Source organism: Caulobacter sp. (assembly GCF_039596335.1).
Taxonomy (GTDB): domain Bacteria; phylum Pseudomonadota; class Alphaproteobacteria; order Caulobacterales; family Caulobacteraceae; genus Caulobacter.
Genome location: NZ_JBCNJZ010000001.1, coordinates 386,628 through 398,059, shown reverse-complemented (window position 1 = coordinate 398,059; position 11,432 = coordinate 386,628). Strand labels below are relative to the sequence as shown.

The 11,432-nt window shown below is 68.1% G+C and carries 13 protein-coding genes; 9 read left to right on the top strand and 4 right to left on the bottom strand.

From position 1 onward, the window contains the following. Positions 1–44 precede the first annotated feature (44 nt). The 7 genes from ABDW31_RS01975 (at position 45) to ABDW31_RS01945 (ending at position 5,945) form a co-directional block, all read left to right on the top strand. Complete coding sequence (locus ABDW31_RS01975) at positions 45–518, top strand: PaaI family thioesterase (protein ID WP_172269719.1); 474 nt, start codon at positions 45–47, stop codon at positions 516–518. A gap of 2 nt (positions 519–520) precedes the next feature. Next, positions 521–1,444, top strand: a complete 924-nt coding sequence (locus ABDW31_RS01970) for an alpha/beta hydrolase (RefSeq protein ID WP_184716528.1) — start codon at positions 521–523, stop codon at positions 1,442–1,444. Between the two features lie 194 nt (positions 1,445–1,638). Next, positions 1,639–2,607, top strand: coding sequence for a glycosyltransferase family 9 protein (locus tag ABDW31_RS01965; protein WP_343698250.1), 969 nt, complete (start codon positions 1,639–1,641; stop codon positions 2,605–2,607). A 55-nt stretch (positions 2,608–2,662) separates the two neighbouring features. Next, entirely contained in the window at positions 2,663–2,893 is a 231-nt protein-coding gene (locus ABDW31_RS01960) for an aa3-type cytochrome c oxidase subunit IV (protein ID WP_184716532.1), read from the top strand. A 118-nt stretch (positions 2,894–3,011) separates the two neighbouring features. Then, a complete protein-coding gene (locus ABDW31_RS01955; RefSeq protein WP_184716534.1) occupies positions 3,012–4,154 on the top strand; it encodes a Re/Si-specific NAD(P)(+) transhydrogenase subunit alpha in 1,143 nt (380 codons plus the stop codon). Between the two features lie 24 nt (positions 4,155–4,178). Further along, complete coding sequence (locus ABDW31_RS01950; RefSeq protein WP_184716536.1) at positions 4,179–4,499, top strand: proton-translocating transhydrogenase family protein; 321 nt, start codon at positions 4,179–4,181, stop codon at positions 4,497–4,499. A gap of 27 nt (positions 4,500–4,526) precedes the next feature. Next, positions 4,527–5,945 (top strand): NAD(P)(+) transhydrogenase (Re/Si-specific) subunit beta, encoded by a 1,419-nt coding sequence (locus tag ABDW31_RS01945; RefSeq protein ID WP_343698249.1) that lies wholly within the window; start codon positions 4,527–4,529, stop codon positions 5,943–5,945. A gap of 71 nt (positions 5,946–6,016) precedes the next feature. On the opposite strand, the gene ABDW31_RS01940 is transcribed toward ABDW31_RS01945, so the two are convergent. From ABDW31_RS01940 to ABDW31_RS01930, 3 genes are all read right to left on the bottom strand, one after another. Next, positions 6,017–6,733, bottom strand: coding sequence for a CPBP family intramembrane glutamic endopeptidase (locus ABDW31_RS01940; RefSeq protein ID WP_184716540.1), 717 nt, complete (start codon positions 6,731–6,733; stop codon positions 6,017–6,019). Between the two features lie 82 nt (positions 6,734–6,815). After that, entirely contained in the window at positions 6,816–7,826 is a 1,011-nt protein-coding gene (locus tag ABDW31_RS01935) for an AraC family transcriptional regulator (RefSeq protein WP_343698248.1), read from the bottom strand. 128 nt (positions 7,827–7,954) lie between these two features. Further along, the gene (locus tag ABDW31_RS01930) at positions 7,955–8,302 is read right to left on the bottom strand and encodes a UrcA family protein (protein WP_184716545.1); all 348 of its coding nucleotides are present in this window, start codon (positions 8,300–8,302) and stop codon (positions 7,955–7,957) included. Positions 8,303–8,650: 348 nt separating this feature from the next. Between ABDW31_RS01930 and ABDW31_RS01925 the strand changes: the two genes are divergently transcribed. Then, on the top strand, positions 8,651–9,448 hold the full coding sequence (locus ABDW31_RS01925; protein ID WP_343698247.1) for a M23 family metallopeptidase: 798 nt from the start codon (positions 8,651–8,653) through the stop codon (positions 9,446–9,448). A 60-nt stretch (positions 9,449–9,508) separates the two neighbouring features. Further along, the gene (locus tag ABDW31_RS01920; protein ID WP_184716549.1) at positions 9,509–10,465 is read left to right on the top strand and encodes an alpha/beta fold hydrolase; all 957 of its coding nucleotides are present in this window, start codon (positions 9,509–9,511) and stop codon (positions 10,463–10,465) included. Here ABDW31_RS01920 and ABDW31_RS01915 read toward each other — a convergent pair. Further along, positions 10,462–11,364, bottom strand: coding sequence for a LysR family transcriptional regulator (locus ABDW31_RS01915; protein ID WP_184716551.1), 903 nt, complete (start codon positions 11,362–11,364; stop codon positions 10,462–10,464). The genes ABDW31_RS01920 and ABDW31_RS01915 overlap by 4 nt on opposite strands. Positions 11,365–11,432: the final 68 nt, after the last annotated feature.

Below are 11,432 nucleotides of genomic sequence, written 5' to 3'. Positions count from 1 at the left end.
TACGGAAGGCTTTGCTTTTTTCAAACGCTTGTTAGTCTGGTCGCATGTCCGACGACCTGACCGACGCCCAGACCGCCGCCATCCCCGAGGGCTTTTCCCAACTGAACTGGTCGCGCGGCTTCGGCCGCCAGATCGGGCCGCTGTTCGAGCACCGCGAAGGACCCGGCCAAGCGCGCCTGGCCTTCCGGGTCGAGGAGCACCACACCAACGGGCTTGGAAATTGTCATGGCGGCATGCTGATGAGCTTCGCCGACATGGCCTGGGGCCGGATCATCTCGCTGCAGAAGTCCTACAGCTGGGTCACGGTCCGGCTGATGTGCGACTTCCTTTCGGGCGCCAAGCTGGGCGACTGGGTGGAAGGCGAGGGCGAGCTGATCGGCGATGAGGACCTGCTGTTCACCGTGCGCGGCCGCATCTGGGCCGGCGATCGCACCCTGATCACCGGCACGGGCGTCTTCAAGGCGCTGAGCCCCCGCAAGCCGCGTCCCGGCGAGCTGGCCTACAAGGACGAGGGCTGAGCATGGCCGACGATCAGACCCAACCCGCTTCGCTGCTGGCGCCGTTCGAGGGCCAGCCGCCGCCCGCCCCGGCCTGGTTCACCGCGATCATCGCCCAGGAACCCCAACGCTCGACCTTCGACGTCGAGGGCGCGAACATCGAGCTCCTGACCTGGGGCGAGGTCGGCAAGCCCGGCCTGCTGTTCCTGCACGGCAACGGCGCCCATGCCGACTGGTGGAGCTTCATCGCACCGTTCTTCGCCAAGGATTGGCGCGTGGCCGCCATCTCGTGGTCGGGCATGGGCGGCAGTGATTGGCGAGAGGCCTACAGCGCCGAGCTTTTCGCCAAGGAGATCTTCGCCGCCGTCGACGCGGCCCAGCTGGAAGCCGGCGGCGTGAAGCCGATCGTGGTCGGCCATTCGTTCGGTGGTTTCCCGACCCTTTACTGCGCCGCGCGCCATCCCGAGCGCCTGCGCGGGGCGATCCTGGCCGACACCAGCATCCAGCCACCCCACAAGCGCTGGAAGGGCCCGCCGCCGCGGTCCGGCCTGGGCAACCGTGTCTACGCCACCATGGAGGACGCCCTGACCCGCTTCCGCCTGGCCCCGCCGCAGCCCTGCGAGAACCTCTACATCGCCGACTACATCGCCCGGCGGTCGCTGAAAGAGTTGGAAGGCGGCTGGACCTGGAAGTTCGACCCCGACCTCTGGCACAATTTCCGGATGCCGGACCTTGGCCTGCTGCTGCCGGAAATCGCCTGCCCGGCGGCGATGCTGTGGGGCGAGCGTTCGGGGCTGATGGGGCCGGAGACGCTGAACTACATGCTGGAGCAGATGCCCGACGAGGTGCTGCTGCTGCCCCTGCCGGACGCGGACCACCATGTGATGATCGACCAGCCTTTGGCGTTCGTGGCGGGCTTGCGAGGGCTGCTGGCGGGGTGGGGCTAAGAATCCCTCTCTCATAGAGAGAGGGAGGGGCCCGCGCCGCAGGCGTGGGAGGGTGAGAGGTTTCACCGCCTGCCGGAGAAGCCCTATCGGCGCTCCATTCTGAGAGATTATAACCTCTCACCCTCCCACCGCTTCGCGGCGGGCCCCTCCCTCTCTCTATGAGAGAGGGTTTTCCGCGTTCAGAGACCTCTCCCTTGAGCATCCCCGCCGGCCTGGTTCTCGTCTACATGCCCGACCGGGGCGTGGGCGATCTGATGTGGCACCTGCCGACCCTGCGGGCCATCGCCGCCACGACGCCGGAGCGCAAGGTGCTGCTGGCGGCGCGGCCGTCCAGCCGGGCGCGGGAGCTGCTGGCCGCCGAGCCCTGCGTCGAGGCCATCGACTATCTGGACTATCGCGCCGGACGGCTGCGCCACCTAGTGGAGATCGTCGACTTCTACAAGCTGTGCCGCCTGCGTCGGCCGCGGGCGGTGTGGATCCTGGAAAAGATCGACCGTCCGGCCATCGGCGCGGCCCTGGCCGGGGTGCGCGAGCGGCGCGGGTTCGGCCTGGGGCATGGGCAGGAGGCGTGGCTGACCCACGGTCCCCACTTGCCGCGCGCCATGCGTCCGGCGCACCGCATCGAGAAGCTGGCCGCGTTCGAGGCCGCCCACGGCCTGACGGTGGGCAGTCGCGAGCCGGCGCTGATTCCAGTGCCTGCCGCCCTCGAGACCGTCGAGCAGCGCTTCGGCCATCTGCCGCGCCCCTGGGTGGTCTATGGCGTCGGGGCCAGCGAGCCGCGCCGCTGCTGGCCGCTGGAGAACTTCACCCGCCTGTCGGCCGATCTTGCCGATATAGGCGGCACGCGCTTCTGGCTGGGCGGCTTCGGCGACTCGGCGGCCGTTGACGCGGCCCTGGCGACGGACGACGTGGGCGGGGTCAATGTCTGCGATCTGAAGCTGGACGTCGGGGCGGCCCTGCTGGCGCGCGCCGACCTCTTCATCGGCAACGATTCGGGCCCGCTGAACCTGGCCGCCTCGGTCGGGACGCCGGCGATAGGCCTGTTCGGCGACAGCCCGCCGCTGGACTATTCACGCTTCCTGAAACCGATCGTGGGGCCGCCGGGCGGCATGGCGGCGCTGAGCGTTGAAAGTGTCGCGGCCATCGCCCGCTTGAGCCTTTAGGCCCGGCGTTGTAAGCGGCGGGCTGCAGTTTTTCCTTTTGGACCGAGGACGACACATGGCCGGCGACTATCACCGCGGTGAGATGGACATTCACGAACAAGCCGCGACCTACGACGCGTTCGGCAAGATGACCAAGTGGGGCTCGCTGGCCGTCTCGGTCCTGCTGCTCTTCATCACCCTGCTGTTCTGCACGAAGGCCGGTTTCATTGGTAGCGCTATCGCCGCCGTGGTGCTGCTGGCCGGTGGGATCTTCTTCCTCCGCGAAAAGCCTGCTCCGGCCCACTGACACCGGTAGACATTGGCATAATTTTTCTCTGACCCGCAGATCTTGCCTCGACAAGAGGCAAGACTATCCCCTACAGAGCGCCTCATCCTGTTGAGGAAACAGTGCTCTGGGGAGGGGTATGCCGATGGCTGTTATCGCCGTCACGAAAGAGACCCGCGCGAACGAGACGCGGGTCGCGGCCACGCCTGAAACCGTCAAGAAGCTCGGCGCAGCCGGCTTCTCGGTGGTGGTGCAGGCGGGCGCCGGGACGGCCGCGTCCTATCTCGACGCCGACTACGAGGCGGCGGGCGCGAAGATCGTCAAGACCGCCAAGGACGCCCTCAAGGACGCCGACGTGCTGTTCAAGGTGCGCGCGCCCGAGGCGGCCGAGATCGCGGCCCTGAAGAGCGGGGCGATCGTCGCCGCCGCCCTAAATCCGTATCAGGACAAGGAAACGCTGGACGCTCTGGCCAAGGCCGGCGCGACGGCGATCGCCATGGAATTCATCCCGCGCATCACGCGTGCGCAGGTGATGGACATGCTGTCCTCGCAAGCCAACCTGGCTGGCTATCGCGCCGTGATCGAGGGCGCCGAGGCCTATGGCAAGGCGCTGCCGATGATGATGACCGCCGCTGGCACTGTCGCCGCGGCCAAGGTGTTCATCATGGGCGTGGGCGTCGCGGGTCTGCAGGCCATCGCCACGGCCCGTCGCCTGGGCGCGGTGGTGACCGCCACCGACGTGCGTCCGGCCACCAAGGAGCAGGTCGAGTCGCTGGGCGCCAAGTTCCTGGCCGTCGAGGACGAAGAGTTCAAGAACGCCCAGACCGCCGGCGGCTACGCCAAGGAAATGTCGAAGGAATACCAGGCCAAGCAGGCCGAGCTGGTTTCTTCGCACATCGCCAAGCAGGACATCGTCATCACCACGGCCCTGATCCCGGGCCGCGCGGCGCCCAAGCTGGTCAACGCCGCCCAGGTGGCGTCGATGAAGCCGGGCTCGATCCTGGTCGACCTGGCCATCGAGCAGGGCGGCAATGTCGAGGGCGCGAAGCTGAACGAGACGGTCGTGACCGCCAACGGCGCCAAGATCCTCGGCCACGCCAACCTGCCCGGCCGCATCGCCGCCGACGCCAGCGCGCTCTACTCGCGTAACCTGGTGGCCCTGGCGACGCTGTTCACGACGAAGGAAGGCGAATTCGCCCCGAACTTCGAGGACGAGATCCTGCAGGCCGCCGTCGTGACCCGCGATGGTGAAATCGTCCATCCGAACCTGAAGACCGCCTAGCAACTCGAAAGAAGGGAGGCTCCCATGGAAGCCGTCGACCCCACCGTGTTCCGTCTGGCGATCTTCGTGCTCGCCATCTTCGTCGGCTACTACGTCGTTTGGAGCGTGACGCCCGCGCTCCACACGCCGCTGATGGCCGTCACCAACGCTATTTCGTCGGTGATCATCGTCGGCGCCCTGCTGGCCGCCGCGGCCCACGGCGCGGCCGGTGAAGCCGTCACCGGCTCGGTCTGGATCTCCAAGGGGGCCGGCGCCGTCGCCGCGGCCTTCGCGGCGGTCAACATCTTCGGGGGCTTCCTTGTCACCCAGCGCATGCTGGCGATGTACAAGAAGAAGTCGAAGTAAGCGGCGCGAGCAGGGGGAACTGATCACATGAACGCCAATCTCGCCGCCATCCTGTACCTCGTCTCCGGGGTGCTCTTCATCCTCGCGCTGCGCGGGCTTTCCAGCCCCGAGACCAGCCGCAAGGGCAACACCTACGGCATGGTCGGCATGGCCATCGCCGTGGCCACCGTGCTGGCCACCCTGTGGACCCAAGGCGCGCTGGACGCTGTCACCCTGGGCCTGATCGTCGGCGGCGTCGCCGTCGGCGGCGGCGTGGGCGCGGTGATCGCCCGCAAGGTGCCGATGACCTCGATGCCGCAGCTGGTCGCCGCCTTCCACAGCCTGGTCGGCATGGCCGCCTGTCTGGTCGCCGTGGCCGCTATCTACACGCCCGCCGCCTATGGCATCGTGGGCGAGGACGGCGCGGTGCACCTCAACAGCCTGATCGAACTGTCGCTGGGCCTGGCCATCGGCGCCATCACCTTCACCGGTTCTGTCATCGCGTTCGCCAAGCTGAACGGCAGCATGGGCGGCGCGCCGATCCTGCTGCCGGCCCGTCACCTGCTGAACATCGCCATCGCGGCGGGCATCGTCGCCCTGATCGTGGTGCTGGTGATCTCGGGCGGCCAGGCCAAGTGGGCCTTCTGGGGCATCTTCGCCCTCAGCCTGCTGATCGGCGTCACCCTGATCATCCCGATCGGCGGTGCGGACATGCCGGTCGTCGTGTCGATGCTGAACAGCTATTCCGGCTGGGCGGCGGCGGCTCTGGGCTTCACCCTGGAAAACACCACCCTGATCATCACCGGCGCTCTGGTCGGTTCGTCGGGCGCGATCCTGTCCTACATCATGTGCAAGGGCATGAACCGTTCGTTCGTCTCGGTGATCCTGGGCGGCTTCGGCGCCGACGCCGCGGCGACCGGTCCGGGCGGCAAGGTCGAGACGCGCCCCGTCAAGCAGGGCTCGGCCGACGACGCGGCCTTCATCATGAAGAACGCCTCGAAGGTCATCATCGTCCCGGGTTACGGCATGGCCGTTTCCCAGGCCCAGCACGCCCTGCGCGAAATGGCCGACAAGCTGAAGGAAGAGGGCGTCGAGGTGAAGTATGCCATCCACCCCGTCGCGGGCCGGATGCCGGGTCACATGAACGTTCTCCTCGCCGAAGCCAACGTCCCCTATGACGAGGTCTTCGAACTGGAGGACATCAACAGCGAGTTCTCGACGGCCGACGTGGCCTTCGTGATCGGCGCCAACGACGTCACCAACCCGGCCGCCAAGACCGACCCGACCAGCGCCATCTTCGGCATGCCGATCCTGGACGTCGAGAAGGCCCGCACGGTTCTCTTCGTGAAGCGCGGCATGTCCTCGGGCTATGCCGGCGTGGAGAACGAGCTGTTCTTCAAGGACAACACGATGATGCTGTTCGCCGACGCCAAGAAGATGGTCGAAGGCATCGTGAAGGGGCTCTAGGGCTTCTCACCGCTGAAAATGACGAAGGCCCCGGTGGAAACGCCGGGGCCTTTTTCATGGGGGCGGTCCGGTCAGATCAGCAGCGTGACGGCGTTGCCGAAGTTGTGCATCAGCACCGGCAGCAGGACGCTGCGGGTCTTCAGCACCAGCCAGACGGCGATCAGCGACGGCAGGGCGGTGAGCGCCATGGTCAACGGATCGAAGCTGAACTGCCCGTGGCTGAAGCCGAAGGCGTGGGCCAGGCCAAAGAGGGCGCAGGACAGGATCGCGCCCAGGCCCCACTCCACGCCCAGGAAGCGCACGCGGCCGGTGAACGCCTGACCCAGCGCCAGCAGCAGGACGCCGCGGTAGTAAGGCTCTTCCTCCAGGCCCGGCATGGTCAGCTGGAAGGCGATGGTCTCGAGCGAGGCGGGTTCATTGGGAAAGACCAGGGCCAGCACCAGGAAGAGGCCGAAATAGAGACCGGTGACGGGCAGGGCGGTCTTCAGGCTGCCGGGCGCTTGCGCCAGCGTCAGGCCCGAGCGGCGCCAGCTGAAGGCCGGCAGGGCGGCGATCGCCAGGGTGGCGGCCAGCGCCAGGATCTTGCCCTGCCAGTTCCAGCTGCTGCCCGCCGGCAGGCGTGGGAGCAGGCCATAGGCGCTGGTCAGCATCAGGTCGTTGAGCAGGACGAGCCCCGCCGCGACCAGCAGCCAGCGGATCGATAGTCGCCCCGGCAGGGCCAGCCCTAGCGCGCCGCCCACGCCGAGCAGAAGGGCGATGACGCCCAAGGTTCCGATAAAGCTGTCCACGCCGCACTCCATTGTCTGCGAGAGGGCGGGTCATGCGCTGGAAGGCGGCGGGCCGGCTTCTCGAAAGCCGGCGAAACGTGTCTCAGAACCCGGCGGCGCGACGATAGGCGCCGGGCGTCATGCCCTGGACCGACTGGAAGACGCGATTGAACGACGGCAGCGAGGCAAAGCCGCTGTCCATGGCGATAACGATCAACTTGTCGCCGCTGCGCGCGGGATCGGCCAACAGGCGCCGGGCCTCGTCCATCCGGTGGGCGTTCAGGAAGGTGCGGAAATGATCATAGCCCAGCTGGTGATTGATCAACTGGCGCACCGCCCGTTCGGAGGTCCCCATGCGCCGGACGAAGGTCGCCAGGTCCAGCGCCGGATCGAGATGGATCTTCTCGACCTCCACCAGATGGCGCAGGCGGGCTTCCAGGCCGTCGGCGGCGGGCGCAGCGAGGGCGCTTGTCGGCGCATCCAGGGACGAGCGCTCGGCGGAGAGCGTCAGCAGCCAGGCGGCGAACGCTAGGATGATGAGGTTCTGGACGATGGCGTAGGTCTGCGACTGCCATTCCAGCCCCAGCACGATATCCACGGCCATGTCGGTGATGAGCAGTCCCGCGACCACGGCGACGACGCCCAGGCGCGATCGGCGCCTGCGGTCCAGCAGGTCACCGTCCCGGTCGCGATAGAGGCGCCAGGCCAGGTGGCCCATCATGGCCGAGCCGAAGGCGATGAGGATCCAGGACAGGCCACGGCTGGCCAGGGCCTCGCCGAAGACGCCTCGGTCGGCGGCGGCGACCACGATCCAGGCCAGGCCCAGGGCCAGGACGCCGCCCTTGGGCTGGAAGGTCCAGTCGAACACCGCCAGGCAGAACCACCACAGGAAGGTGACGGTGAAGCCGCTGAGCAGGACGGCGATGTGGCTGACCTCTCCCGACAGCTGCAGGCCTGGGGCAGGGGTGTTCCCCGCTAGATAGCCGCAAAGGCAGGCGGCGAAGGGCGCGAAATAGCGATGGTCCGCGCGCTTGCCGCGGCGCCATAGGGCGACGGCGGCGACGATCAGCAGGGTCGCGCCCGCGACGCGGACGATGACGTCGAGTTGCAGCAAGGCGTGATTCCGTCCGGCGGGAGAGGCGTCTACGCCCTGTAGTCCGCGACGGGACATAAAACAAAGGCTCCAGGGTTACCTGGAGCCTCTGTCGCGGGGTGCGGGGAGGTGGGGCGTTGTCGCCGGGATCACTTCGCGGCCAGTTCCACTGCCTTGGCGTGCGAGGCATACGCCAGGGCTTGGCGCTGGGTGGGCGACAGCTGGCGGTCGGCTTGGCGGTGAGCGTCGGCGATGCAGGCGCGCAGCGGCATTTCCAGTTGACCCTTGGCCAGCTTGGCGCGGCACAGCTGGTCGCCGGCGGCTTCGACGCGAGCCTTGAAGATGGCGGCTTGGGCCGGGGTGGCCAGGTTCAGGTCGGCATAGGCGACGCGGACGGTGGGCTCGGCGGCGTTGGCGGCTTGGGTCAGGCCCAGGACCGGAACGATGGCCAGGCTCAGGCTGGCGACGGTGGCGATGTTGGTGATGATCTTGCGCATTTGAAGTGTCCCTCTGGTGTGGCGCTTCTTGTTGTGCGCCGATGAATACTGTGTACTTCCCAGAGTTCTCGAAGTCCCGTTACGTCTCAGTCATGACGTGTAATTTAGAGAATGACTTGGATTTCATGAAATGAACGTCCTGTAATGTCTTTCCGATGCTTCATGTTTTCGTCTCGCAATCGTCATGGTTAGCAAATGGTTAAGCTGCCCCGCTTCCGCCCCATACGGGCGTCATAGAGCCCGGCCATTCATTTCGAGGGCATTCACCGTCCCGAAAGGTCAAGCATGGGATCAGGGCGCCCGCGCCGGGCCCCGTCCCGATTGACCGAAGTCCGAGAGGAAGCGGTTTTGATCTCCAAGAGCCTGGCTGTTCAGTCTCCGCACCTGCGCGTCGCCTTCTTCACCATGCTGGGCGTGGCGGCCATGGCCGGAGCCCTGAACGGCGCGATGGCGCTGGGCAGCTGGGTCGCGCAGACGACCGCGCCGGCCGCGCCCGCGCCGGTGGTCCAGCCCAAGGTCGAGGCCCCCGAGCCGCCCCCGCCGCCGCCCGCCTATCAGTTCGACGCCCCGCTGCCCGGCCGCGTGGTCAATTCGCCGTTCGGCCTGCGCCAGATGCCGTGGGAAGAGAACGGCCGCCTGCACGAGGGCGTCGACATCGCCGCCCCCGGCGGGGCCGCGGTCAAGGTCGCCGCCGACGGGGTGGTCAAGGCCGTCGGCGTCAGCGGCTCGTACGGGCGCTATGTCGAGGTCATGCACAAGGGCGGCCTGACCACGACCTATGCCCACCTCAAGGGCCCGGCGGCCGGCGTCAAGCGCGGCGCCTATCTCAAGCGCGGGTCCACGGTGGCCTATGTCGGCAATTCGGGCCGCTCGACCGGCTCGCACCTGCATTTCGAGCTGCGCAAGGGCGACAAGCCGCTGAATCCAACCCTGTTCCTGGGCCGTACCTTCGCGGAAGCCGACGACCTGCCGCTGAAGGCCGCCGGCCGGGTGTCGCGCAAGGTCCGCGTGGCGACCGTCTCGCGCTGGCCCGATAGCGTGGTCAAGGCGCGCGCCGCCAAGGGTCTCTCCAGCGGCGATGGCGTGACCATCACCCGCACCAAGACCGGCCGGGTCCGTGCGCAGATTCCCGTCGTCGTCGGATAAAGCTCCGATCCCGGCGTTTGTCGCCTCGACGCGTCACAAAGCGTCACTACATTGAACGCCATGATCCAGTTCCTCGGCCGCGGCGTCGCCGGTCTCGCGCTTCTTCTTGTGTCGTACATCGCCGTGGGCGGGGTGGTCAGCGCGCTTGCAGCGCCGCACCCCCGCGGCCAGATGGTCGAGATCGAGCCGGGCCGCTCGTTGCGCCTGGTCTGCGAGGGCCCCAAGAGCGATCGCCCGGTGGTCTGGCTGGAAGCCGGCGCCTTCGGCTTCGCCGCCGACTGGGGCGGCACGCAGGAGGCCCTGACCGCCGCCGGCTGGCGTTCGTGCGCCTATGACCGCGCCGGCATGGGCTTCTCGCCCAAGGGGCCCAAGCCGCGCGACGGCCTGGCCATCGTCGAGGACTTCGAGAAGCTGGTCGAGCTGTCGGGCGAGCCTGGGCCGTTCATCCTGGTGGGCCACTCGATGGCCGGCCTGCGGATGCGCGAATATGCCGGCCGCCATCCCGAAAAGATTCTGGGCCTGGTGCTGGTCGACGCGGCCACGCCCGAGGCGGCGCTGGACCCGCGCATGCGCGGCTTCGTCAACAAGTTCGCGGAGGTTTCCAAGTGGGCCGCGCGCGGGGCCTCGCTGGGGCTCTACAAGCCGCTGATCTACACGCGCCTGGGCGACAAGATCGATCTGCCGCCGGCCGCCAAGGCCGAAAAGCGCTGGGCGTTCGCCAACGGCCGCCACAACCGCACCGCGGCGGAAGAGGTGGGGTTGTGGGCGCAGGCGTCGGACCAGGCCGCCAAGCAACCGCAGTTTGACCCGAAATGGCCCGTGGCCGTGGTCACCGCCGGTCCGATCGCCGGTCGCGAGGACCGCAAGGCCATGCAGGCCGCCCCGGCCAAGGCGTCCCAACACGGCCTGGTCGACCATGTCGAGGCCGCCACCCACACCCTGCTGATCGGCCGCCGCTTCGCCGATCACATCGTGCGGGCCGTGGCGTTCGTGGCCGACGCGGCGAAGAAGGGCTAACGGCTTTCGTCGTCGAGATAGGCGGCCAGCTCCTCCGGCGCGCCGGTCGGGAAGGCCGCCTTCAGGTGATCGAGAAACGCCGAGACGCGGGCGCTGAGCAGCCGTCGGGACGGATACAGGGCCCACAGGGCGATCTCCGGACCGTCGACATCACCCCAATGCGCCAGGCGGCCGGTCCGCAGGTCCCTGCCGACCAGGGAGATGGGGAGCCGCGCCGCGCCGACGCCGGCCAGCGCGGCGTCGCGGACCATGGTCATGGATGACAGCCGCAGCACGGGCTCGACCGCGAGGCGGGACCGTCCCTGGGCGGTGGTGATCTCCCAGGTCTCGGCGCCGTCTCCGCTTCCGCGCACCACGGCCCGGGCGGGCGAGCCGTCCTGAGGTCTCGTCAGGTCCGGACGGGCCGCGACCACCAGGCGATCGCGCAGAAACGCCCGACCGACCAGCGTCTCGTCGGCGGGCGGGTTTACCCGTATCACCAAGTCGTAGCCTTCCTCGACCAAGTCGACGGGGCGGTCGTCGGTGGTCACCTCCAGCCGGACCTCGGGGAAGTTTCGGGAGAAGGCGGCGGCCAGCTTGCCCATCGCCGTCTGGGAGAACAGCAGCGGCGCGCTGATCCGCAGACGGCCGCGCGGCGACTCGCCGCCGGACGCGATCGCGGCGGCCGCCTCGTCCAGTTCGGTCAGCAGGGCCCCGGTCCGCTCGAATAGCGCCCGGCCTTCCTGGGTAAGCTTCAGCGCCCGTCCGCCGCGCTCGAAGAGGCGCAGGCCCAGGCTGGCCTCCAGCTCGGTGACCCGGCGTGACAGCGTCGCCTTGGGGCGTCCCGCCGCGCGGGCGGCGCGGCCGAAGCCGCCATGGCGGGCGACCAGGTTGAAATCGGCGAGGGCCAGCAGATCCATGTGTTCCACCAGTGAGACGGTACGTCCATATCTAACGACTATTGGCTCTTATGTGGATCGGTCATTTT